Raw genomic sequence first — 24,772 nt, 5'->3', positions numbered from 1 at the left:
TATAGATTTACTAGTATTCTAGTTGTTGGTATAAAAAACACATAATGAAAAACAGATCAAAAAAGCCACTATATACATAGTGGCTTTCCTTATCACACATACTTCCGATGCACCATCTTCCCATCATAAGAAAACACAACACCCTTACTCTCTACGATCGACTCCATATGCACCGTTCTTCCCCATAGCTGATGAAGATATGGCAATACCTTTTCTAAGTATTTTAAATCGAGCTCAATTCCTTCGTAATTATGTTTAATGTACAATTCTCCATTCTTTAAGTAGTCCCCGTCTTCTACTACTAAGTACGGGAAACCACCATTTGTCCGCATATTTACGAGCTGATCACGTACATGCTCCCACTCTTTATCTATTACTTTATATTCTTTTCCTTGACGCTGGAATAAGTACATATCTTCTCTCATTACGAGATCTTTATTTAAGTAGTTTCTTAAAAACGATACGTCCCATTCGATTTCGCGTACTTCAAAGATTTTGTCACGACCAGATCCTGGTTTGACACCTCGTCTTTTCATTTCTTCTGTCGGGTTGTTGTAGCGCTCCTCAATATCTTCAAACATTTTAATACCGAGGTAGTATGGATTAATGCTTGTTTTGGATGGCTGAACGACGCCCGCATTTAATTTCGCAAATTCAATTGCTTCATCAGATGTTAAGTCCATTTCGCGAAGTATGCGTTGATGCCAGTATGATGCCCAGCCTTCGTTCATGATCTTCGTTTCAAGCTGTGGCCAGAAATATAACATTTCTTCACGCATCATCGTTAATATATCTCGCTGCCAATCTTCTAGCTCACGGCTATATTCTTCAATAAAGAGGAGTAAGTCTTTCTCCGGTTGTGGTGGGATTTTCTTCTTTTTACGCACATTGGAGCGTTCCCGCTTTTTATTTCGATTATCTAAATTCCATAAGTCATCGTATTGCGATACCTTTTTCTTTTCTACTTCTTCCTCTTCTAAATCATCAATACTCCATGCAAGTTTTGGACGCATGAGCGACGGATCAATATGCTCTTGAATGGCAAGTACGGCATCTAAAAATGTTTCTACCTCTTCTTTTCCGTACTTATGCTCATACGCTTTCACCCGTTCAGCTGTCGCTGACATACTTTCTACCATATCTCGCTTCGTATTTGAAAAACGAATATTATTTTTAAAGAAATCACAGTGCGCTAACACGTGCGCTACGATTAATTTATTTTGAATTAACGAGTTCGTATCTAATAAAAAGGCATAACATGGATCAGAGTTAATAACGAGTTCGTATATTTTACTAAGACCTAAATCGTATTGTAATTTCATTCTGAAAAACTGTTTCCCAAAACTCCAATGTGAAAACCGCGTCGGCATCCCATATGCACCAAATGTATAAATAATTTCCGCTGGACATATTTCATAACGCATCGGATAAAAATCAAGCCCAAATCCAGTCGCAATTTCCGTAATTTCCGCAATCGCATATTGCAGTGCTTTATCGTCACTTGCTCTCATTATTTTCCCTCCTTACACTTTCCCTTAAGAAAGTGTATGATTGAGAACAAGCTTTCATGAGGATTGATTACATAATAAAAAGACACCCTCGCAAAAACGAGAATGTCTCATCTATTAACCTTCAATAATCTCCATCTTCTCCGTAATCGGTGTACGAGCTTTTCCTTCTGGCGCTTTATCGAAATAGCCAAGGTGAAGAATTCCAACGATGCGTTGACCTCTTGTTAAACCAAGTCCTTCTATAAATAATGGATTGTAGTTTAATCCACCTGATTTCCAAACACAACCTAATCCACGTTCCCAAGCAAGAAGTTGGAAGTTTTGCATAAATGCACATGTTGCAGCGTAATCTTCGTCACGTTGAATTTGACGTGGGTCTTCATTTATATATACAACAATTTGTGCTGGCGTGCTTAAGAAACGATCAGATAAAATTTTACCTCGTTTCGCTCTTTCTTCTTCTGTGAAAGAGTTTAATACTGCATCTACTAATTTCTGACGGCCGTCTCCAATGTATAATTTACAATTCCATGGTTCACGATGTTTATGATTCGGTGCCCACGTTGCGTCGTTTAATAGTTCAATTAACAACTCTTTGTCTACTGCTTTATCTGTAAATGTACGAACAGAACGTCTTTCTTTAATCACATTTGCGATGGAAGTATATGTAGTCATATTTTTCTCTCCCTTATTTTTATCTATATGTATACGTTTATTATTGATATTGATTTTCAATTTCGATTATACCTTAGTTTTTTACTATTAATCAATGTTTTATGTTGGAAAACTCCCAAAAACTTCATTTCATACTGTGAATAAAAAAACTTGATTTGTTCACAAGTATTTCACATTTTATGGAAATGATATGTGTACAGTTTTCCACATCATCTATCTAGGAGGAGTTTATATGTACAAAAAAATTGCAGTAAGTATGACTATGGCAGCATTATTATTCGGTACAACCGTCTTCCCCACTTTCGCTGCTACGCCAAAAGAAGTAACATTGCATCATCATAAACCAATTTCAGAAGAAGAAATGCAATCGCTCGAAAAACTCGGTTATAACAAACATGAAATTTGGAAAGCTGCCCACATTGCAAGAATGAGTAAAAAAAAAATTAAGGACGTTTTAGCTTACTATAAGCAAAATAAATCTTGGGAGAAAACAGCTGAGCATTTCGGGGTAGATCCAAGTAAGTTGAAAAAGCATCATATGAATAAAGAAACGAAAAAGGCACTGCTGCAAGAATTAGCAAATATGCAAAAATCTACACCAGACGGGCTACAACAAAAAATGAAAGAATATAATATCGGATTACGTCAGCTCACGATATTAACAATCATCTCTCAAAAAAGTAATACTCCCCTTGATGATGTGCTAAAAATGAAAAAAGACGGAATGGATATGAAACAAATTGCCGAAAAATTAAACGTAAAAAAAGAAGATATACGAGCAGAAATGATTAAATTAGTAAAGTCTATTAAGGAAAAGAAAACAAATTAATACGCCAAAAAGGAAGAGTTTTTCAATACTCTTCCTTTTCTTTATGAACTTTCAATTTTCAAGTATAAATTCCCGTCTTTCCCAAAAACTAACACAAGTAAATGATATATGTTAGGGGTGAGAAAATGTTCGGTTTATCATCTAAGAAATCCAACAAGACTAATCCAAAAACACTTTGTTCTATTCCAGAATTTATACAAAGCATGAAAGAATCTAGCGATTTTGTCTCTTATAACGTACTTGAAAATGAAACATTATGCTTGTTTTATTATAAATCTGTCGTGGAAGCACTTATTATTAAACAATTTATTTTAACTCCTCTAAAAAAGGAATCGGATCGAATCCAAAACATCTCTGATTTATGTAATATCGTCTCTATTGAAGATATTATTACCTACCCTTCTATTGAAGATATTCGTGAGAAATTATTAGGTGGATATATATTAATACGTTTTAAAAAAAATTCGAATCCCGATCAATATGCTTTAATTCGTGCCGAAAGTACTGTTTTAGGAATACGATTAAATAACGATACAGAAAATGAATATAGCGTAATTGGGCCTAAAATCGGTTTCGTTGAAAACCTTGATACAAATATACACTTGTTACGCCGAAATATCGTCACGGAGCAACTCATATTTAAAGAAGTTACCGTCGGATCTATGTCAAAAACGAAAGTAGCAGTTGCTTATATAGAAGGAGTTACAAATGAACAATTTATCAACACCGCAATACAACGGCTAGAAGACATTGACTTTGATGTCCCATTTGACGCAACTATGATTGAACAATTTATTAGTGATAATAGCAATTCACCTTTTCCTGTTCTATTACCTACAGAACGATTAGATCGAGCTGTATTTGCCTTAATTAACGGGGAAGTTTTAATTTTAACAGATGGCTCTCCATATGCTTTATCAGGACCAACAACTTTACTAGATTTTTTCATTTCACCAGAAGATTATTATTTACCTTGGATGATTGGATCGTTCTTTCGTATTATTCGTTTTTCCGGAGCTATATTTTCTCTTTTTTCCTCCGCTATTTATACAGCGGCTTTAACATATCATTATCAAATGATTCCTGCCGATTTACTAGGCCCTATTATTTTCTCAAGAACGAACGTACCTTTCCCGCCTATTCTAGAAGCACTCTTTTTAGAAATTACAATTGAATTGCTTCGTGAAGCGGGAGCGCGTTTACCGACAAAAGTCGGACAAACGATTGGTATTGTTGGTGGGATTGTAATTGGACAGGCATCGGTTGAAGCAGCTTTAACGAGTACAATTTTATTAATTGCAGTTGCTTTATCCGCCCTTGCATCTTTCACAACACCGACTGTAAAAATGTCTTCTACTATCCGGTTGTTACGATTTCCACTTATTCTTTTAGCCGGCGCATTCGGAGGATTAGGCCTTATTGTCGGATTCGTATTTATTTTAGCTCATTTAATTAAATTAAAATCACTTGGATCACCTTATTTATTACCTTTATATCCATTTCGTGGTTTAGGTACAGCGGAAGGTTTTCTTCGATTACCATTTAGTCAAACAGCACAAAGACCTTCTTTCCTTAGACCAAAATCAAAATGGCGCTATAATCCGAACAAAGTGAAGCAAAAACGTGATGGTGATAATGAATGAAAAAACTCTTATTGTACATTATTATTATCTTTTTCATTCTACAAACTGGCTGTACACAAACGTATATAGTGGATACGCAGCGTATTATTCATATTGCTGGATTTGATATCACAAAAAACAAAAGATTCCAAGGAACTATCTTATTCCCAGAATACACGCATGGTGTAAAGTCTAAGCCAGAGACGCAATCAACATCTGCTCGTTCACTTGAAACAATCGCGTCAAGATTAAATGCAAAATCTCCTCACAATGTTGTTGTAGGTCAAATGCGTGTCGTCCTATTTGGAAAGACTCTAGGAGAACGTGGAATGGGAGAAATTATTACTAACTTACAACGTGATCCAAATATAGGACGTGATGTACAACTAGCAATTGTAGATGGATCGGCCGAAGAGCTTTTAAATTACGGAAAAAACAATGGTTCATTATATATTGCTGATTTACTCGAGCAAAATATAAGAAATGAGAACATCCCACAAACCGAATTAAACATTTTTTTATATAATTATTACTCTTCTGTATGTGATGCCTATGTTCCTTATATTAAAATGGACGATAATCATTCTGTCGCTGTCAAAGGACTTGCCTTTTTAAAAGGCGATAAAGTCGTCATGTATACGGATAAAAGACATTCTGTTTTAGCAAAATTACTTATTAATCCTACAAAAAATGGCCGTTACGAAGCAGCAATAACAAAGGATAAACATAAAGGTATGGTCGTTATACAAAACTTAGCTGGGAAAAATAAATATGATATAGATCAAACTGGCGACATACCAAAAGTAAAAATCCATTTAAAATTAAATGGTTTAATTAAAAACTCTCCTAATTGGATTGATTTGAGAAAAGAAACAAATATCAACTATATAAAGAAACAAATTGAACGCAATGTTGAAAAAGACTGTGAAGATTTAATAAAACAATTTCAAGAAAAGGGAATCGACCCTTTAGGAATACGAGATGAAATTAGAAGCCATACGAGAAAATGGAGTATAAAACAAATTCGAAATATGTATAAAAATGTAGCGGTGGATATAAATTTAGATCTTAATATTGTACAATCTGGAATCGGGGAATAGTGAGGTGAAATAAGCAATGAATACAATGAATAAATCAAAAACAGTCTCTCCATACTTTGCCTTTATATTATTACATTCACTTCAAATTGGAATAGGAGTTCTTGGGTATCAACGTGTAATTTTAAAAAACGCTGGTTATGATGCCTGGATTTCTCTTATTATTGCAGGGATTGCAACCCATATTGTACTGTTTTGTATGCTAAAAATGTTAGAAAAAGATGGAGATTTAATTAGCATTCATACAACAAGTTTCGGAAAATGGTTTGGCTCTATATTTTCTGTCATTTTCACTCTTTATTGCTTATTGTTTTGCCTTACTGTTCTTCGTACATATATGGAAGTGATACAAGTTTGGATTTTCCCTACCATTAAGTTATGGAAACTGACGCTTATGTTTTTATTAGTCACTTACTACATTATAAAAGGCGGTTTCCGTTCTGTGACAGGGATATGCTTTTGGGGTATTGTACTTCCTATTTTCGTTGTATTCTTTTTGATCTATCCAATGAAATATGCTCATTTCCGTAACATTTTACCTATTTTTACACATTCACCTGTTGATATGCTTATATCTGCAAAACAATCTGCATTAGAGTTTCTCGGCTTTGAAACAATTCTTATCTTCTATCCATTTATTGAAAAAGGAAAATCCTTAAAGAGATGGGCTCATGCGGGAATTTTTTTTAACACTCTAATTTATGTAGTTTTAGCTATTGTATCTTTTATGTATTATAGTGAAGGACAATTAAATCATACTATTTGGCCTACTTTAACGATGTTAAAAATAATTAAAGTTCCTTTCATTCAACAGTTTGAATACATTATTATTTTTGTTTGGTTTTTAATTATTTTGCCGAATCTTTGTTTAACTATTTGGTCATCATGCCAAACGATGAAGCGTTCCTTTCATATTTCATTTAAATTTACATTACCGTTTTTCATTTTCATCATTTTTACAGCTTCTCTATTCTTTAAAAAACGTGAAAGTATAAACACATTAAACACAGTACTATCTCAAGCTGGTTTATATATTGTATACGCTTATATCCCTATTTTATTTCTATTTCATTCGCTAAGATGGCGCTTCAAAAATCATTCAAAAAAATCTTCAACCGATACACCGTAATCTCTGATACAATTTGATTAATACATTTGTAAAGGGGACAAGCGAATGAAAAAATATGTATTTTCTTTACTTGCAGTACTAAGCTTAATTCTTGCTGGATGCGGAAGTACTGGTACAAATGACCAAAAATCTTCTGAATCAAAAAAAGAGGAACATGACCACGCATCGCACACTCAGCAAGCTGACATTCAAGAGAAAACAAAAGGAATCGACACACTTCCTACATTCCTAGACAAGCTTGATCCACAAATGAAAGACATCTACACTGTCGCTGGACAAAATGCAGAGCTATTAGATTGGATTCCATGTTACTGCGGTTGCGGTGAAAGTGTAGGACATAAAAATAATAAAAACTGCTTTATTCGTGAAATTAAAAAGAATGGTGAAGTTGTTTGGGATTCCCATGCAACGACTTGCGTCAATTGCCTAGAAATCGCAGTTGAATCTGCTTCGATGAAACAAAAAGGAAAATCAACACTTGAAATTCGTAACTATATCGATAATAAATACAAAGAAGGCTATGGCAAACCAACACCTACGCCAATGCCAAAAGCTTAAAAAACGAGGAAACACCTCGTTTTTTTTCATTCACTTTTTTTCTTAACAAATTCTTTCAAGTGTATTTCTCCTTACTTATCACACACTATATATAACTCTCGGTAAGGAGGGTACACAGTGCAAACATATAACGATTATGATAAAGCTCTCTATTACACGTATTGCTGTAATTGGGATAAATTACTCGTTCTCATGGTTCAAACGAACGATCAATTATTTTCTAAGCGTATTGAGCATTTTTTACACGCTTATCAATACAGTAAAGAACTGCCAGAAGTTGATAAACAATTGCAGCTCCTATTTCAATATATTGACCACGCATCCCAAAAGTCACATATAGAAGAAGTAGAGCAAATTCAAATGTAAACTATAGCGCTATTCTCTTCTGGAGAATAGCGCTTTTTTAAAATGTTCATATCAATAAAAGTTTCCCCTTATAAAACTTTTATTGATAAACATATTTTTTCTTTCTTTTCTGTACCACTTCATACTATAATTTAGTATGTAACTATTATAAGAGAGGTATAAAATATGGGACGAGAAAAAAAGCAAGAATATGCTTTATTTACCGCGTGGGGAGCTTCTTTTATCGCTACACTAGGAAGTCTATACTTTTCCGAAATCATGAAATTTGAACCTTGTGTCCTTTGTTGGTATCAACGTATTTTCATGTATCCATTCGTTTTATGGCTCGGTATCGCTGTAGTAAAAAAAGACTATCGCATCGCAAATTATTCTTTACCAATCGCAAGTATTGGTGCTTGTATTTCTTTATATCACTATGCAATTCAAAAAGTCGCAGCATTTTCGGCTGCAGGGGCAGCTTGCGGCCGTGTACCATGTACGGGAGAATACATAAACTGGTTCGGCTTTGTGACAATCCCGTTTTTAGCACTTATCGGCTTTATTACAATCGCTGTTTGTAGCTTTATTGTCATCAAAAACAAATAAGGAGATGAAAGAATGAAAAAAATGCTTATATTTGGCGGTATTATTATCGTCTTATTTGCGGCAATCTTTGCTGTAACTCAAATGGAAAAGAAAAACGCATCGACAGATGAAAAAGGTTACTACTCAAATAAAATTTCTCTTGAAGATCTCAATAAAAATATAGAAGATAAAAAAGAACAAACGATTTACTTCTATCAAACCTCTTGCGTTCATTGCCAAAAGGTCTCTCCTATTGTTGTACCTTTAGCGAAAGATTTAAATGTTGATATGAAAGTAATTGATATTGAAAATTTAAACGAGCCTTGGGATAAATACAATATCCAAGGAACACCGACAATTATTCATTTTAAAGATGGTAAAGAAGTAAGCCGTATTAGCGGAGAACAGTCAAAAGAAAAGTTTAAAGAATGGTTTGAACAAACGAAAAAATAACGAGAAAAGGAAACTCCTTCTACACATGAAATGGACGTAAAATTCCAAACTAATGTATAAGGAGGGGGTTTTATGCCAGAAGTAAGATGCTCTGTTTCCAATTGCTCATTTTGGGGACAAGGTAACTTTTGTCAAGCAAGTGCGATTATCGTTCAGCCAGATGCGGATGAAACGGGTCAAACTGAAAATGAATCGTATACAAGTGCAGTTTTAACGAACGAAACGCTAGAAAGTTCTGTAGCAACAAGTGTAGAGACTTGTTGTCATACATTTAAGCCAAAATATTAAACATAAAAAGCATACGACTAATCGTATGCTTTTTTACATTCCTCTCCAAAAATCATGCATCATAAAAAAATACAAAATAACAAGAACGGCCGTCCCGCATAACGTAATGCGCCGATATATACTCTTCTCTCCTTCCCTCGCTTTCACAAAGGCTAAAATAAATCCGAAGAACAATATTAAATCAACATATGGAACATAAAAAGAAAAAACGAGAAACGCATACAAATACACGATAAATAAACAGGTCGTTACTAAGAAAACTTTAAACGCAAATTCACTTTTCATAATGTAACCGCCCCCTATCTGTACTGTATTATATTCAGCAAAATACAATAGTTGCAGTTAAACTCGAAGTAGAAATAAGCTACCGTCTATCATACGGTAGCCTATTACGGAACATTATATTTCCGTTTATATATATTACTTAAAGCTGAAGAAGGAATTTGCTCATAACGAATTTTTTCTCCTGTTTCATCCACTATATACAAATTGTTTCCTATATAATATATTCCATCTTTTCGTTTTGAGTACACTGCATACCTTTCGTTTGGCAATACCATTTTCACTTTCGTTAGCTGTCCATTCGGTTCTTGCCAATATATATCCACGCGATCTACTAACGTAAGCATACCAATTTGCTCTTCTTCTACTTTACGACCATTCCAGCTCACAACACGATAACCAAGCTTATTCGCTTCATATTCCGGGCTCGTATGAAACCGAGAAATGATTACTTTCGTCTGTAATTGAACTCGGTCATATAACCACTGTATATCCCTGTCATGCATACGAATACAGCCATTTGATTCCCTACTTCCAATTGTCCATTCCCGATTTGTCCCATGAATCGCATATTCATTTTTATCTAGTCCAAGCCATCTCGTACCAAGAGGATTATTCGGTGCACCACCAGCTATTTTCTTTCGATGATATTCTTTATTTTTAAATTTAGTTATAATACAAAAATTACCTTCAGGTGTAGGAGTACGATCTCTTCCAGTTGTTACGGGGAATGTTTTTGTATAATTTCCATTTTCAAAAAAAGATAATTGGTTTGTCGTAAGGTTCACTAATATTAGATGATCTGTATTAGCAAAGGCACTAACCGGTAGGATGAAAAATAATAGTATGACAAAACATAATTTTTTCATCTATATCCCTCCCCTAGCGCCACTATAATAAGTGGAATTAACTTTACTTTGCTCTTATAAATGAAAACTATCCATTTACAATAACGCCCCCATTTACATGTATCATTTGCCCAGTAACATAGGATGAATCATCAGACGCTAAATATACGTATGCTGGTGCTAATTCATATGGCTGGCCCGGTCTTTGCATCGGAACATTGCTTCCAAACTGTGATACTTTTTTCTCATCAAAGCTCGATGGAATAAGTGGTGTCCAAATCGGTCCTGGCGCAACACCATTTACACGAATCCCTTTTTGCACTAATGACTGAGAAAGTGATCTTGTGAAAGCAACGATTGCCCCTTTCGTTGCGGAATAATCAATTAACGTTTCATTTCCTTCGTATGCAACGATAGACGCTGTATTTATAATGACATCCCCTTGCTTTAAATGAGAAAGTGCAGCTTTCGCAACGTGAAAATAAGAAAAAATATTAATACGAAAAGTCTTTTCTAGCTGTTCTGCTGTAATATACTCTAGTCCTTGCTGCGGATATTGCTGCGCGACATTATTTACCAAGACCTGCAAACTACCTAACTGCTGGACGGTCTCTTGAACAACATCTTTACAATGCCGTTCATCACTTAAATCACCTGGTAACAACACACACTTTACACCTTCTTGTTCCACACGTTGCTTCGTCTCATTTGCATCTCCATCTTCATCTAAATACGCAATCGCAATATTTGCTCCCTCTTTCGCAAAAGCGATAGAAACAGCTCGTCCAATTCCACTATCTCCCCCTGTAATTAATACATTCTTTCCTTTTAACTTTTCGCTACCTTTATAATTTGGATCTTCAAACTGTGGTAGAGGATTCATTAATGATTCAATACCAGGTTGTTTATTTTGATGTTGCGCTGGCATTGTTATAAAGTTTTTTTGCTGTGGCATAGCTTCTTTCAACTCCTTTTTCTTATAATGTGCATAATAAAAACTGAAATTCACACATCAAGTTACGATTAATATTCGAATTTAAGACACAAAATATGAATTGTTGTAAACTTTTTATGCAAAACTATTGCAAAATAGATAAAAAACGAATATTATATATAACTGTTGTGAAAATTATTCGTAAACAGAAAGGATGTTTATATGTTTAACCTTTCAAAACATAAAACTTCTATTAAAACTGAAATTATGGCAGGTATTATTACCTTCTTAACAATGGCATATATCATTGTCGTAAACCCAGTTATCCTTGGGGATGCAGGTGTTCCATTTGAACAAGCATTTACAGCAACAATTATCGCTGCTGTTGTCGGAACATTATTTATGGCGATCTTTACAAACTTACCAATCGCAATTGCACCAGGTATGGGATTAAATGCTTACTTCTCTTACTCTGTTGTAAAAGCTCATGAAGGCATGACTTTCGCAATTGCATTCTCTGCTGTATTCGTAGCAGGTATGATTTTAATTTTGTTATCATTCACATCTTTCCGTACAAAATTAATGGAAGCAATTCCTGAAAACTTAAAACATGCAATTACTGCTGGTATCGGCCTTTTCATCGCCTTTATCGGTTTACGTTTAACAGGTATCGTTACAAAAAATGAAGCAAATTTAGTTGGACTTGGTGATCTTCACTCTGCTCCAGTACTACTCGCATTAGCTGGACTTGGAATTACAATTGTCCTTATGTCTTTAAATGTAAATGGCGCACTATTTATCGGTATGCTATTAACTGGTATTATCGCTTTCTTCACGGGACAATTATCATTCTCAAACGGTGTTACATCAATGCCTGGCTTACCAGAAGGCATTATCGTTTCAAATCCAATTACTGCTGTATCTGATGTAATTAACTACGGATTATACGGCGTTGTATTCTCATTCTTCCTTGTTACATTATTCGATACAACAGGTACATTACTTGGCGTTGCTCAACAAGGTGGATTTATGAAAGATGGAAAGCTTCCAAAAGCTGGACGAGCTCTTCTATCTGACTCATTCTCAGCAACAATCGGTTCTATGTTCGGAACAACACCATCAACAGCTTACATTGAATCATCTGCTGGTGTTGCAGCTGGTGGTCGTACTGGTTTAACAACTGTTACAGTAGCTGTTTTATTCGCACTAGCAGCATTCTTCGGACCATTAGTAAGTGCCGTTTCTGGTGTATCCGCTATTACTGCACCATCATTAATTATCGTTGGTAGTCTTATGATGGGCTCAGTTCGCCACATCGATTGGGACGCATTTGATGAAGCATTCCCAGCATTCTTAGTAATCTTAAGCATGCCACTTACATCAAGTATCGCAACAGGTATCGCACTTGGATTTATTTCATACCCACTTATGAAAGTGGCAAAAGGTAAGTTCCGTGCTGTTCACCCGCTTGTGTATGTATTTGGAATCTTGTTCGCTTATCAATTGATTTTCTTACCACATTAAAAACCCTCTTTCTGAGGGTTTTTTATTTACAAAAAAACATTTGACAACTGTACATAATCATGGAATAATTCGAAATAGTTAAATATTAGATGTCTTATCAAGAGCAGGTGGAGGGATGAGCCCTACGAAGCCCGGCAACCGACCCATTTATGGGCACGGTGCTAATTCTTACAACATATTGTGTTGAAAGATAAGAGTAATATGATAAGACGTCTTTTCTATATGAAAAGGCGTTTTTTATTTTCACTCCCTCCTCTCTCTTCTTAGTTTAGGAGGGATTTTTTTATGAAAAAACTATGTTCCATCGTACTTATTTTTCTCTTATTTACATTAACAGCTTGTACAAATGAACAAGATGCTATCTCTTCACAAAAGCAACAGACTGTGAAGCCGGCAACTACACCGGTAGAAAAACAATTACAAACAGAAGTTCCAATCCAAATGAAGAAGCCATTAAAAATCGCATTAATTATGCAAATGTCCATCGGAACTTTTTCCTCTCAATATATTGAGGGTGTCAAAAAACAAGTTGAGCTATTTGGCGGCAGTGTACAAGTCTATAATTCTGATAATGATTTAGCAAAAATGGCTGCAAATTTAGATACTGCTATTAATTCAAAAGTGGATGGTATTTTAATTGATCATGGCCGCTCTGAGGCACTAAGACCTGGAGTAGAAAAAGCGTTACAGGCGAATATTCCCGTAGTTGCGTTCGATAACGATCTGCGCTTGCCAGGTGTGACAATTATTGATCAAGATGACTATAGCCTTGCATGGAAATCATTAAAAACTTTGGCAGAAGATTTGAATGGACAAGGAAATATCGCAGTCGTATGGGTTGGTGGATTTGCTCCAATGGAACGCCGCAACGTTATCATTGCTGCCTTTTATAAACGGTATCCAAATATAAAAGAAGTTGCAAGATTCGGTACTGCTAGTAATAACACACCGCTTGATACACAAACACAAGTAGAAGCTTTACTAAAGAAATATCCGAAAAAAGGCGATTTACAAGCCATTTTCGCTTCATGGGATGAGTTTGCTAAAGGGGCTGTTAAAGCACTTGAACAAGCTGGTCGTACAGATATAAAAGTATATGGCATTGACTTAAGTAATGAAGATTTACAACTCATGCAAAAAGAAAACTCACCTTGGGCTGCTACAGCTGCAACTAACCCAGCTGAAGTAGGTAAGGTTCAAGTACGATTTTTATACAAAAAAATTGCTGGTGAACAAACGCCAGATATTTATTCACTAGAACCTTATTTAGTAAAGAAAAATAGTTTACCGAAAGAAAATATAACAATGGATCAGTTATCAAAATATATAAACGGTTGGGGAGACTCAAAAGATGCATATTCCCCTTGGATGAAAAAATTAGAGAAGGAGAAAAAATGATGACGTTCTCTCTTCAAAACATTACACATTCTTATCATATTGCTACACCTGTTCTAGAAGATGTTTCTATTCATATTCAAAAAGGAAAAGTGCACGCTTTACTAGGCATGAACGGTGCAGGAAAAAGTACTTTACTAAAAATAGCAACTGGTGAAATCCAACCGGTTGCTGGCGATATAAAAATTGATAATCAGTCTGTTTCCTTTCCTTCACCTCGAGATGCAAAAAAGCATGGTATTTCTTTCGTAACACAAGAAGTAGATCACGGACTTATTCCCGGATTATCTGTATTAGAAAATGTACTAATCGATCATTTAGCAATGCTAAATAAAATACTATTTTCAAAGTCCAAATTAATCGCACTTGCTAAACAACATTTGCAAACTGTACAGGTAAATTTAAATGTTTCGGAAGATGTTTCAAACTGCTCATTACATGAAAAACAATTACTCCTTATCGCAAGAGCTTTATCTAACAATACAAATTACCTTTTATTAGATGAACCTACTTCTTCTCTTGGACCAAAAGAAGTTGAAACCTTCGGGAAACTATTAAAAGATTTAACATCAAAAGGAATTGGCATCCTCCTAGTTTCTCATCGTTTATCAGAGATTCGAAATTTCGCGGATGATGTAACCGTATTACATCACGGTAAAGTAGCACTTTCTGAAACCATTACAAAGATTACAGATCAACAAATTGTGGAAGCCATGACTGGAAAACAACTTGCACTTCCTATTAATACAGCACCAAAAACCGGAAGCGAAGAATTATTTAAAGTACAAGAACTTCAATTACACGAAGATCATTCTCCCCTTTCTCTTACAATACAAAAAGGAGAAACTGTTGTGATATACGGATTAATTGGAAGTGGAAAAACAACACTTGCCGAAACCTTATTTGGGGCTCGTCATACTTATCACGCTGAAATAGATGGTCAAACAATAAAAATCAAAACACCGCGAGATGCAATTAAAGCGAAAATTGCACTTGTACCAGAAGAAAGAAGAAAACAAGGCGTATTTCTTTCGGAAGATATTATAAGTCATACTAATTTACACCAATCAGGATGGCGACGAAAACAAATCGAATTAAATAATGCTACTACAGCAATTTCTTCTTTCAGTATTTCACCCAATGACCCAAAAACTTTTATTCATTCACTTAGTGGTGGAAATCAACAAAAAGTCTCAATTGCAAAGTGGGATGGATTCAAACCTAATCTATTCCTTTTGGATGAACCAACTAAAGGTGTAGACATAGCTGCAAAACAAGACATTTTTCAATTCATTCGTAGCATTACAGAAAACGGAAGTTCCGTAATTTATTTCACAGGAGAACAAGATGAAGCACTACATATCGCTGATCGCATTCTTATACTGGCAAACGGAGAATTTGTAGGTGAATACTTACCAAACGAACTATCTCCTGAACAGCTTTTACATTTATCTGAAGGGAGTTATTCCATTGAATCTCGTTCATAAAACTAAAAAACCATATTTACCTACTCACCTTTTTTATCAATCTAGTACAATTGCTATTATTATAGGTGTTACAATTTTTTTCTCTATCGTCAATGATTCTTTTTTAACATACAACAATATTAGTGACATTTTACGCTCTATTTCTATCGTAACGTTACTTGCGATCGGTGTTACCTTTACATTGATTGTAGATGGATTTGATTTATCGGTCGGCTCTACCGCTAGTTTAGCAACAATTGCCGCTGCTTCCTGTCTCGTTTTATATCGACAAGAACTATTAGCCACACTACTTGTTCCTATTCTTTGTGGACTATTAGTTGGGTTATTAAATGCACTACTCGTTATCCGAATTAAACTACCAGATTTACTAGCTACATTAAGTATCATGTATATCGTTAATGGACTACACTTAACATTTTCAAAAGGATCTTCAATTTATGAAGGAATGTCTGGCGCCAAAGGATATTTTATTCCTTCCTTTTTATTTATCGGTCAAGGTTCTATTTTAGGAATTCCAGTCCCTGTCATTATCATGCTTATCGTCGTTTTAATTGCACATCTATTTTTAGAAAAAACAACGTACGGTCGTTTCTTTTATATGACGGGTGGGAATCGAGAAGCTGCTAGACTAGCCGGTATCCCTACTGACCGTTACCGTGTGTATGCTTATATGATTAGTGGTTTACTAGCTTCTATTGGCGGCATTATTCTATGTAGCCGCGTTGGAACAGGACAAGTTTCAGCTGGTGCCCCCTTATTAATGGATGCAGTCGCAGCTGCCTATATCGGTTACGCAATGTTCGGCGCCAAGAAACCAAATATAGTCGGAACATTTCTCGGCTCAGTATTAATTGGAATTATATTAAATGGACTCACAATGATGAACGTCCCTTATTATGCACAAGATATCATTAAAGGCAGCATTTTAATTACAGCTTTAGCCTTTTCATTTGTTAAAAAGAAGCGTAAATAAAAAATAGAGCATCGAAATTCGATGCTCTATCTTCCCTTTGCAACAACCACACAAACTACCTTCAATACAAGAAATAAAAGACCGTTCACTATTGCTGCAACCCCTAAAAATACCGCTATCATCAGCTCTCCCATTCCATTATTCAATACAAACATAACAAAAGAAATGAAAGCCAAAATAAATAAGAAAATCACCCGAAAGCCTCCACGATTACTAAACTATGAAAAAGATAACAGCAGTTAAAAATTATTAATATTTCTCATTCATCTGTAATTCTTTACTATACTTTTGAATGAAAACTGACGAAACAACCATTACCATCCCTACACTAAATCCAATAAGCTGATCCAGTAACATTTCATCATGAATGAACCAACGTAGTAGAAATACCCCACCAAAAATAAGCATCATAGTAAATCCAGTATGTCGAAGCCCTTTATATACATTTTCCATATGTATCACCTCTCCATATATTTTTATCCATATTATACCATACATCCATCGAGCAAACGTATTGTCCTCCGGCAGTATGTAGCTACCTTTTGATCGTGCGTGACAACTAGTACCGTTTTTCCTTGTTTATTAATTTCTTTTAAAATACTCATAATTTTTTTCCCATTTTCTTGATCAAGAGCACCAGTCGGTTCATCAGCAAGTATAATTTTTGTATCTTGTGCTAAAGCCCTTGCTATTGCTGTTCTTTGCTGTTCTCCGCCTGATAACTCGTAAGGATATTTGTTAATATGCCTCTCCAGCCCTACCATTTTCAGCATTTCTTTTGATATTTGCATACGTTTCTTATGAGAAATTCTTCTATATACAAGCGGAAGCATCACATTTTCAACAACTGTATAATCACCTAATAGCGAAAAGTTCTGAAACACAAATCCAACTTCCGTGTTTCTATACTTATGATAGTTTGACTTGAATGTACTCGTATCCATTCCATCTAAAAAATACTTTCCAGCAGAGGAACTATCGATTAAGCCAATAATGTTAAGAAGAGTAGATTTCCCCGAACCAGAGGGCCCCATAATAGCTATCATTTCGCCTTTTTCTATTGTAAGATTAATATCCTTTAACGCACTAAAATTATTCTTTCCAAAGCCTTTAGCCACATTTACGAGTTGAATCATCTACAACCCCTCTTTCATATATGTATTTTTTATTTTTAATACATTGAAATAAATGATTGTATATATAATGAAGATCATTACAATTGATAACATACTTATAACAATCAATGATTCTTCAGAAACTTGTAACGTTCCAAAAAAAGATACGGTACTATTTTCTATCTCTTTTTGAATTTCAATCGCCCCGCTATTCTCCCATTGAAAATACGTAATTCCTATACATATCGATAAAATGAATAACAACATATACTCAATAATAAATGGAAGACATATTTGAAAAGCACTTGCACCTAACGCTGATTTAATAGAAATATTTTTACGCTCCATATAAAGTGCTGCCATTGATATTAATACAATAGATAGAAATGAAAAAAATAAGACTGTACCGCTTAACAATAATGGGTATGACATATTATCAATACCTTGCTTTTCGTTTTCTAACAATTTATTCGGATTTGTAACGTAATACGAATACCCCTTACCTTCTGTTACCTTTAATACTTTCTTTTGAAATTCATTTATATTTATCTTCTCGTTTGTTTCTATAATTAACCCATTGTATAACAGGTCTATACTATAGAACTCTATTTCTTCTATTCCAATTGGTAAAATCGCCATGTCATCTAATAATGTAATACGATTATCCGATATTTCACCGCTCCGAGGATATGTAAATGGTGAATTTTTTTCTAAAAAGCCAATTACTTTTAGCTTCATTTTTCCAGATGGTATAACATCACCAATGGATACTTTTTCTTTATAATTAGCCCCTAATATAACAGGTCTAATATCAAATACGGATTTATGAAATTCTGATTCCTCAAAATACCTTCCTTGTGAAAGTCGGATATGAAAGTATTTATTAATATCTTTATCAATAATAAGAGTCTTTATCGTTCCACTTTCTTTTTTTAAGCTAAATGAATAGTTACGGAACAAATAATTTGTTGTATTTATTATTGGTATCGTATTAGATAACCCTTGCATGAATTGTTGATAATCACTTTTCGCTTTTTCTTCGCTAAACAATGTTATATCTTGCGTCGCATAAAGTTCATAGAAACTTTTATGAGTCGATACATTATTTGCTACTGTCATCATTTTTCGATATCCCGACAGATTACTAATAAATTCTATAGCTGAAGAAAATGAAATAATTAAAGAAATTACTATAATCAAACTTGGTAACAACCGTTTTTTCATAGACCGTATAGAATCAAATATAAAAAACATGACGATCACCTACGTTCTTAAATGTTTTCCAGGATATATATTTATAATGTGCTTGATTGGAATTACAGTAACAAACATTGTAAGAAAAATGATAAAAACAATATTACATACGAATACATATGGTGTTAACGGTTTTAATAAGTATGTCTGAAAATACGTATGAATTGTTCCAGAAAACATTTCTAACGCCAGAAAAACCAACGACATCGCCACTAGAGAAATAAACAAAATTTGAACATACAGTTCACAATAAATAGATATATTAGAAGCACCTACTGCTTTTTTTAATGAAATCTCTCTTTCTTTTTTATAAATCCAAAATAAAACCGCGGAAAGCCCAGAAACTACTGCAACAAGAATGAATTTATAATAATACTTATTTGCTGGATCTATATGTGCTACCTGTAGTTCCTGAAGATCTCGTTCATTCAGTATTTGAACATCTCCCGAGAGCACTTCTTTGCTCTTATTCATAAATGTTTTTATCTCGTCATGAATAGATGATGTAGGATTAACAACTGTTAATTGTAATTGTTTACTCGCGATAATACCTTTTTTAGATATAGTAGGTAAATTTTGAAGCGGAACGTATATGTCTGATACACCGACGTCACTGTCTTTTCTTGATATAGTGCCTATTTTTTTATATGTATTATCAAATTCATATAACTCCTTTACATTCGTTTGATCACCAACAACCATATCATTTACATTTTCACGATGAAAATATTGCCCCTCAGAAATATATGGCGTCCAATAATAATCATCTTTTAAGTTCACAGCTACGATTTTTATTGCACCTGAACTATTTAATGCTTTTAAATGCTCTACGTAAATATCACTTTTCACAAAAGTATCTTGTATGAAAAGAACTATCGCTTCCAATTCCATTTCATTCGCTATCGGAACATTTAAAATTTGATTTTTTTCTGGGAAACCGATTTGAAAAGCAGAGATAAAATTCCGTTTAGACTCTGTTAAAAGTGCGGCTACTGATATAGAAAGAAAAGAAATAAAAAATGCCATAAGAAGAATTATGGAAAATAGTTTGTTGTTTTTTATATTTTTAAAAGCTAAATACATGTCTCTGCTCCTTTTAGATAAGAAGGAGATGATGAACATCCCCTTCTCCTTATCCAAATATTTATAAAGACAACTATTTAATATTTTTTACCACTGTAACCGTAAGTTACCGTTACTATCGAAAGTTCCTTTGTGTGTATCTTCTTGATAGTCATTATTCTCATTAGCATAATGCTCAGAATATAGGCCCTTTGCACCAAAGGCGTTATATGCGCCATTACTAACTGTGGCATTTAATGCTCTTCCAGATTCATGTGATCCTAATTTATCCGAAGCACTTTCAATATATGAATAACTTCCTTTTGAATTAATAAAAGAAATCGCTACTGAACAGCGAGATACATTTTGATTCGTAGTTGTTTGAGCTCTGTAAGATAGTAGGTTACCGCTTTTGTGACCGCTTAGAGTTGGATAGAATGCACTTGTTGAGATGGATGTTGCTAATAACATTAAAGTCGCAATCGAAAAAACCTTTCCCTTCATTAACAATCACCTCATAAAGTGAAACTTTAATCAGTGGGGGTTTTCTTCATCCCCCACTGATTATTAGTTGGACCAATCGGACTTTTATGGGCAGCCCGACCCCCACCTAACTTCTTTGCTTTCGCTGCATTTTAAGGTGGGGGTCTTACTGCCCATTAAAGTCGGATAAATTAAATAGTTTTGTAGCGCTACCTCATCATAATATCCTTCAAATAAATTCTCCTCAATAAGACACCCCTATGTTTTACAAACTCTTTAAACACTTAAACATTCATACATTTTTAAAAAGTAACGGATAAGCAAGCAATACAAAAAAGACTGCGGAGAAATTCTTCTCCGCAGTCTAATATTTATTTTTGCAAAAACGCCTGCAAATCAGCAAACTGTCTCTTTGCATCTTCATAGCCTTGCTCGTATAAATTTTGTAATTTTGCTGTATCTTTTTCCATACGATCTACTTGAAGCGGTACTTCTGGACGAATAACAAATAAATTACCTGCTTGTTCTTCTTTTTCAATGTAGTGAAGTGTTTCATTATACACTTCATAACGATTTAGCATCGTGTTAACAAGATTCGGATATTTTTTATAAGCTTTCGCAGCAATCCACCCAAATCTTGATTTTTTCTTTGCGTAACCGTGATTTCTTGTTAAAATTACGACTGATTTTTTAAATCCATCTTCCTGTGCTTTACGAACTGGAATTGGATCTGAAATCCCGCCATCTAATAATTGTTTACCTCGGTAATTTACTACTGGTGCAATGAAAGGTAATGAACTAGAAGCTTGTAATAAATTTAGTGCATCATCATTCGTTCCTTCTTTTTCAAAATAAACAGACTGTCCTGTTTCACAATCAGTCGTTCCTACAAGAAAACGCTCGGGGCTATTAAAGTATGTTTCAAAATCGAACGGCACATGCTTTTCTGGAATTTCATGAAAAATAAAATCCATATCAAATAGCTGACGTTTTCTCCATAAGTTTTTATACGATAAATATTTCGGATGTGATGCATAATCAATATTTACTGTTTTATTTCTATTTCTTTGTCTGGAAAGATACGACGCTGCATGACAAGCACCAGCTGATACACCGATTACATATGGAAAATATAAATCTTGTTCCATAAAGTATTCTAATATCCCACCCGTATATACACCACGCATACCGCCGCCTTCTAATACTAACCCTGTATTTTCAAGCATGTTACTCTCTCCTCTATATATATTGACCCTTTAATTATTCACTATGTTAAGTATCTGTTTCTATTATATATGAGTTCTTTCAGAAATTATATTTAAAAGACTTGAGAAAACGGAATTTTTTCTTCCAATTATATTTCCAAATGATCGGAAACATCCTTGACGAACCTTTGAATAAAATCTTGTTCTTCTTTCGTATATCTATCTAAAAGTAACAGCCACTTTTCTTCAGCTTGTTTATGCAATTTATCATGAGCTTTATATATTTCATTTCCGCTTTCCGTTAAGCGGAAGAAAATTTCTTTTTGATTGTCTAACATTTGCATCTTCTCAACGAATTTCTTTTGGAACAACTTTGTACAAACTTTAGAGATTGCGCCCTTCGTCATTCCCATTTCTATCGTAATTGCCGTTACATTCATCAGACCATTTTTCCCGATACACTCGATTACATGTAACTCAGATAAAGACATAGCACTTACACCTGTCTCACGAAGAAACTTCTCATTTTGTCCTTTCAAATGTTCTTCTCTTTTATGCAAAAGTGTACGAATGTCCGAAAGTATTTCCATTTGTTTCGTTGTATAATCCAATCTATTCGCCCCCTAAGTTTCCAAAGAAACGATTTAACTATATACCATTTTAAAATTATTTTTTCATATTTACAAGTTAGAAAAACATGTTAAAATAAATTTAGTTTCCAAGGAAACCAAAAAGAAGGAGGTTAACACAATGAAAAAATCCAAACTACATTTCATTTTATATGTTGTCTGTATTAGTGCCTTACTCGGTTCCTTCGCTCAAAATATTTACACACCTATCTTGCCCATGATTCAAGGTTCTTTTCATACTTCTCCTTATCTTGTAAATGTCACAGTTTCACTTTTCACATTCATTCTTGCAATTATGCAGCTCGTATATGGACCTTTCATTGATACAAAAGGAAGAAAACCTGTCCTTATCCCTAGTTTAGTCATTAGTACAATTGGTTCAATCGGATGTGCTTTTTCGGCAAACATTTATTTATTTCTCTTTTTTAGAGCTGTTCAAGCTATAGGAATAGCGGCTATACCTGTAGTTTCAGCAACGATTATCGGCGATTTATTTGAAGGAAAAGAACGAGGAGAAGCAATGAGCCTATACCAAATGTTACTTGCCCTCGCACCTGCGATTGGTCCTCTCATTGGTGGTTATCTCGGCAGTATAAATGGCCACTTATCCGTATTTCTCTTTTTATCTATACTTGGCATTCTCTTATTAATGATAAACATTTCACTACTTCCAGAAACAAAACCAACTGTAAGTAAGCAACCACAATCAAAAAAGAATTACTGGTTTATCTTAAAAAATAAAACTGGATTTTCTATTACTCTTATTGGCTTTATTCAATTTTGTATTTACTTTTGCTTCCTCGTTTTTTTACCGAGCATTTTAACAAATTTATTTCACCTAACTGCAAGTGAAATTGGTCTTATGTTTGTACCGATGTCCCTTTCTATTATGTTAGGAAGTTATTGCTACAAATTTTTGCAAAAACAATTCACAACAAAGCAAGCTTTATTCACCACTAGTTTCTTCAATATTATATGTGTCACTTTATTCTCTTTCACATATAGCATTAATATCCCATTTATCATTATCGTTACATCATTGTACGGTTTTAGTATGGGACTTTCTATGCCAACTCACACTACTTTATTAACGGAAGAATTCGTACAAGAACGCGCAACTGCTATCGGTATGTACAACTTCATCCGCTATCTTGGTATGGGCACAGGGCCACTTATAGGTGGATTTCTTTTATTTAATCAAAATTACTTTTGGATTTTCTTCATAGGTGCAATTACATTTCTACTTATCATTTTATATGCAATGAAAATGATACATTTTCATGCTTTACAAAAAGCAAAATAGAGCCCCCGAAAGGTCGGCTCTATTTTAAACTCGTTGATCCGCAACAATATGAATATCAATATGCTTCGTCTGTCTCATAATTTCATTCACAATCGAACCTTTTCGAATTTCTTCCCATCGCGTTCTCGCTGATTGCCCAAGTAAAATTTGCGTTACTTGTAATCTTTTTGCAACTTCAATAATAACATCCGCTGGCTTTCTTCCTTTCGCTTCTTCTAATACAAAACTTGCGTCAAATTGATTCGTGAGCGCCTTCCACTCTTCAATTGTCTGCTTTTTTCCAACTGAAAGAGAATCTATATTTTCTCTTTCAACATTTAATACATACAATTCAGCGTTTAACCGATCAGCCATGCGCCAGCCCCGTCGTATTAATTTCTCTGCTGTTGAACTGTACTGTACACAAACGAGAATTTTTTCTTTCACGCCAATTGGTTCTATCACTGTTTGACTAATTTTCTCGTCCATATCGTCAGCGACTTCACGAAGCGATAATTCTCTTAGTGCTCCTAAATTATTAAGCGTAAAGAAATTTTGTAAGCTTTGCTGAATTTTTTCTTCTTTATATATCTTTCCGTCTATTAACCTCTTCCGAAGTACTTCCGGCGTTGCATCGACAAGCTGAATTTCATTTGCTTTTTGTAAAATAAAATCTGGAATTCGTTCTCTTACTTTTACATTCGTAATTTGAGCTACAATATCATGAACACTTTCTAAATGTTGAATATTAAACGCTGACAATACGGATATACCAGCCTCTAACAATTCTTGTACATCCATATAACGCTTCTTATTTTTAGAACTGGGAATATTACTATGTGCAAGTTCATCCACAACAACGACTTGCGGTGCACGCTTTATAATTCCTTCCACATCAAGTTCATAAAACACTTTCCCTTTATACTCTATTTCTTTTAAAGGAACCTTTTCTAAATCAGCAATTGCGTCTTCCGTCTCTTTTCTCCCATGCGTTTCAATTAAACCAATTACAATATCCATACCGTCCTTTTTCATCTCTCTAGCATCCAGTAGCATTTTATAACTTTTCCCTACGCCTGGAGCTGCTCCTACATATAGCTTTAACTGTCCCCGATTTTGCTGACGAATATATTCTAAATATTCCTCTGGTGTTCGCCTTTGAAACGTCGGTTTATAGTCATCCGCATACAAAACACTCACAACCTTT

28 protein-coding genes and 1 riboswitch are annotated in these 24,772 nt (G+C 34.5%); of the genes, 14 read left to right on the top strand and 14 right to left on the bottom strand.

The features are described 5' to 3' along the window. Window positions 1-92: 92 nt before the first annotated feature. Both spoVR and MKY00_RS04100 read right to left on the bottom strand, forming a co-directional pair. On the bottom strand, window positions 93-1,511 hold the full coding sequence (gene spoVR, locus MKY00_RS04105) for a stage V sporulation protein SpoVR (RefSeq protein WP_016716519.1): 1,419 nt from the start codon (window positions 1,509-1,511) through the stop codon (window positions 93-95). A gap of 114 nt (window positions 1,512-1,625) precedes the next feature. Next, the gene (locus MKY00_RS04100) at window positions 1,626-2,186 is read right to left on the bottom strand and encodes a nitroreductase family protein (protein ID WP_000214805.1); all 561 of its coding nucleotides are present in this window, start codon (window positions 2,184-2,186) and stop codon (window positions 1,626-1,628) included. A gap of 232 nt (window positions 2,187-2,418) precedes the next feature. Here MKY00_RS04100 and MKY00_RS04095 point away from each other — a divergent pair, with 232 nt between their 5' ends. The 9 genes from MKY00_RS04095 to MKY00_RS04055 all read left to right on the top strand — a co-directional run bounded on the left by MKY00_RS04095 (window position 2,419) and on the right by MKY00_RS04055 (window position 9,092). After that, a complete protein-coding gene (locus MKY00_RS04095) occupies window positions 2,419-3,015 on the top strand; it encodes a hypothetical protein (protein ID WP_062821527.1) in 597 nt (198 codons plus the stop codon). Window positions 3,016-3,140: 125 nt separating this feature from the next. Further along, window positions 3,141-4,658, top strand: coding sequence for a spore germination protein (locus MKY00_RS04090; protein ID WP_341034514.1), 1,518 nt, complete (start codon window positions 3,141-3,143; stop codon window positions 4,656-4,658). Then, window positions 4,655-5,737 (top strand): Ger(x)C family spore germination protein, encoded by a 1,083-nt coding sequence (locus MKY00_RS04085; RefSeq protein ID WP_016716517.1) that lies wholly within the window; start codon window positions 4,655-4,657, stop codon window positions 5,735-5,737. The genes MKY00_RS04090 and MKY00_RS04085 overlap by 4 nt, the downstream gene beginning before the upstream one ends. A 16-nt stretch (window positions 5,738-5,753) precedes the next feature. After that, window positions 5,754-6,863, top strand: a complete 1,110-nt coding sequence (locus MKY00_RS04080) for a GerAB/ArcD/ProY family transporter (RefSeq protein WP_341034512.1) — start codon at window positions 5,754-5,756, stop codon at window positions 6,861-6,863. 45 nt (window positions 6,864-6,908) lie between these two features. After that, window positions 6,909-7,421, top strand: coding sequence for a PCYCGC domain-containing protein (locus MKY00_RS04075; RefSeq protein ID WP_000761023.1), 513 nt, complete (start codon window positions 6,909-6,911; stop codon window positions 7,419-7,421). 117 nt (window positions 7,422-7,538) lie between these two features. Continuing rightward, window positions 7,539-7,787 carry a YhdB family protein gene (locus MKY00_RS04070; protein WP_001195458.1) on the top strand — a complete coding sequence of 83 codons (249 nt, stop codon included), beginning with the start codon at window positions 7,539-7,541 and terminating at the stop codon, window positions 7,785-7,787. Between the two features lie 165 nt (window positions 7,788-7,952). Continuing rightward, the gene (locus MKY00_RS04065; protein WP_000532255.1) at window positions 7,953-8,372 is read left to right on the top strand and encodes a disulfide formation protein C; all 420 of its coding nucleotides are present in this window, start codon (window positions 7,953-7,955) and stop codon (window positions 8,370-8,372) included. A 12-nt stretch (window positions 8,373-8,384) separates the two neighbouring features. Then, window positions 8,385-8,804, top strand: coding sequence for a thioredoxin family protein (locus tag MKY00_RS04060; RefSeq protein ID WP_000738460.1), 420 nt, complete (start codon window positions 8,385-8,387; stop codon window positions 8,802-8,804). 72 nt (window positions 8,805-8,876) lie between these two features. Further along, the gene (locus MKY00_RS04055; protein ID WP_001115486.1) at window positions 8,877-9,092 is read left to right on the top strand and encodes a DUF1540 domain-containing protein; all 216 of its coding nucleotides are present in this window, start codon (window positions 8,877-8,879) and stop codon (window positions 9,090-9,092) included. Between the two features lie 33 nt (window positions 9,093-9,125). On the opposite strand, the gene MKY00_RS04050 is transcribed toward MKY00_RS04055, so the two are convergent. The 3 genes from MKY00_RS04050 to MKY00_RS04040 form a co-directional block, all read right to left on the bottom strand. Next, a complete protein-coding gene (locus MKY00_RS04050) occupies window positions 9,126-9,377 on the bottom strand; it encodes a hypothetical protein (protein ID WP_016716515.1) in 252 nt (83 codons plus the stop codon). 104 nt (window positions 9,378-9,481) lie between these two features. Then, window positions 9,482-10,243 carry a L,D-transpeptidase gene (locus MKY00_RS04045; RefSeq protein ID WP_000732021.1) on the bottom strand — a complete coding sequence of 254 codons (762 nt, stop codon included), beginning with the start codon at window positions 10,241-10,243 and terminating at the stop codon, window positions 9,482-9,484. A gap of 67 nt (window positions 10,244-10,310) precedes the next feature. Further along, window positions 10,311-11,177, bottom strand: a complete 867-nt coding sequence (locus MKY00_RS04040; RefSeq protein WP_016716514.1) for an SDR family oxidoreductase — start codon at window positions 11,175-11,177, stop codon at window positions 10,311-10,313. Between the two features lie 201 nt (window positions 11,178-11,378). Between MKY00_RS04040 and MKY00_RS04035 the strand changes: the two genes are divergently transcribed. The 4 genes from MKY00_RS04035 to MKY00_RS04020 all read left to right on the top strand — a co-directional run bounded on the left by MKY00_RS04035 (window position 11,379) and on the right by MKY00_RS04020 (window position 16,535). Then, entirely contained in the window at window positions 11,379-12,680 is a 1,302-nt protein-coding gene (locus MKY00_RS04035; RefSeq protein WP_000482726.1) for an NCS2 family permease, read from the top strand. Between the two features lie 91 nt (window positions 12,681-12,771). Beyond that, window positions 12,772-12,877, top strand: a riboswitch (SAM riboswitch). Window positions 12,878-12,965: 88 nt separating this feature from the next. After that, a complete protein-coding gene (locus MKY00_RS04030; RefSeq protein WP_016716513.1) occupies window positions 12,966-14,078 on the top strand; it encodes a sugar ABC transporter substrate-binding protein in 1,113 nt (370 codons plus the stop codon). Beyond that, window positions 14,075-15,562: a sugar ABC transporter ATP-binding protein gene (locus tag MKY00_RS04025; protein ID WP_029141058.1), complete on the top strand. Its 1,488-nt coding sequence runs from the start codon at window positions 14,075-14,077 to the stop codon at window positions 15,560-15,562. The genes MKY00_RS04030 and MKY00_RS04025 overlap by 4 nt, the downstream gene beginning before the upstream one ends. Beyond that, window positions 15,546-16,535: an ABC transporter permease gene (locus tag MKY00_RS04020; protein WP_016716511.1), complete on the top strand. Its 990-nt coding sequence runs from the start codon at window positions 15,546-15,548 to the stop codon at window positions 16,533-16,535. Before MKY00_RS04025 ends, MKY00_RS04020 begins: the two co-directional genes overlap by 17 nt. A 26-nt stretch (window positions 16,536-16,561) precedes the next feature. Here MKY00_RS04020 and MKY00_RS04015 read toward each other — a convergent pair whose 3' ends face one another. From MKY00_RS04015 to MKY00_RS03980, 8 genes are all read right to left on the bottom strand, one after another. Continuing rightward, window positions 16,562-16,729 (bottom strand): hypothetical protein, encoded by a 168-nt coding sequence (locus tag MKY00_RS04015; protein ID WP_016716510.1) that lies wholly within the window; start codon window positions 16,727-16,729, stop codon window positions 16,562-16,564. Window positions 16,730-16,784: 55 nt separating this feature from the next. Continuing rightward, a complete protein-coding gene (locus MKY00_RS04010) occupies window positions 16,785-17,033 on the bottom strand; it encodes a hypothetical protein (protein WP_016716509.1) in 249 nt (82 codons plus the stop codon). Beyond that, the gene (locus MKY00_RS04005) at window positions 17,021-17,671 is read right to left on the bottom strand and encodes an ABC transporter ATP-binding protein (RefSeq protein ID WP_016716508.1); all 651 of its coding nucleotides are present in this window, start codon (window positions 17,669-17,671) and stop codon (window positions 17,021-17,023) included. The genes MKY00_RS04010 and MKY00_RS04005 overlap by 13 nt, the downstream gene beginning before the upstream one ends. After that, window positions 17,672-18,904: an ABC transporter permease gene (locus MKY00_RS04000; RefSeq protein WP_029141056.1), complete on the bottom strand. Its 1,233-nt coding sequence runs from the start codon at window positions 18,902-18,904 to the stop codon at window positions 17,672-17,674. It lies immediately after the preceding gene. A gap of 9 nt (window positions 18,905-18,913) precedes the next feature. Continuing rightward, window positions 18,914-19,987, bottom strand: a complete 1,074-nt coding sequence (locus MKY00_RS03995) for an ABC transporter permease (RefSeq protein ID WP_016716505.1) — start codon at window positions 19,985-19,987, stop codon at window positions 18,914-18,916. 87 nt (window positions 19,988-20,074) lie between these two features. Continuing rightward, window positions 20,075-20,470, bottom strand: coding sequence for a hypothetical protein (locus MKY00_RS03990; protein ID WP_016716504.1), 396 nt, complete (start codon window positions 20,468-20,470; stop codon window positions 20,075-20,077). Between the two features lie 350 nt (window positions 20,471-20,820). Continuing rightward, window positions 20,821-21,675 carry a patatin-like phospholipase family protein gene (locus MKY00_RS03985; protein ID WP_000892679.1) on the bottom strand — a complete coding sequence of 285 codons (855 nt, stop codon included), beginning with the start codon at window positions 21,673-21,675 and terminating at the stop codon, window positions 20,821-20,823. Window positions 21,676-21,803: 128 nt separating this feature from the next. Continuing rightward, window positions 21,804-22,265 (bottom strand): MarR family transcriptional regulator, encoded by a 462-nt coding sequence (locus MKY00_RS03980; RefSeq protein ID WP_016716503.1) that lies wholly within the window; start codon window positions 22,263-22,265, stop codon window positions 21,804-21,806. 139 nt (window positions 22,266-22,404) lie between these two features. Between MKY00_RS03980 and MKY00_RS03975 the strand changes: the two genes are divergently transcribed. Beyond that, a complete protein-coding gene (locus MKY00_RS03975; protein ID WP_016716502.1) occupies window positions 22,405-23,586 on the top strand; it encodes an MFS transporter in 1,182 nt (393 codons plus the stop codon). 24 nt (window positions 23,587-23,610) lie between these two features. On the opposite strand, the gene kdpDN is transcribed toward MKY00_RS03975, so the two are convergent. Further along, window positions 23,611-24,765: a KdpD-like non-kinase potassium sensor gene (kdpDN, locus tag MKY00_RS03970; RefSeq protein WP_073529809.1), complete on the bottom strand. Its 1,155-nt coding sequence runs from the start codon at window positions 24,763-24,765 to the stop codon at window positions 23,611-23,613. Between the last annotated feature and the right edge of the window lie 7 nt (window positions 24,766-24,772).

The sequence above is a fragment of the Bacillus sp. FSL R9-9834 genome (assembly GCF_038006905.1).
GTDB classification, from domain to species: Bacteria; Bacillota; Bacilli; order Bacillales; family Bacillaceae_G; genus Bacillus_A; species Bacillus_A pacificus.
The sequence above is the reverse complement of the archived record's forward strand: the minus strand, read 5'-3'. Positions and strand labels throughout refer to the sequence as shown.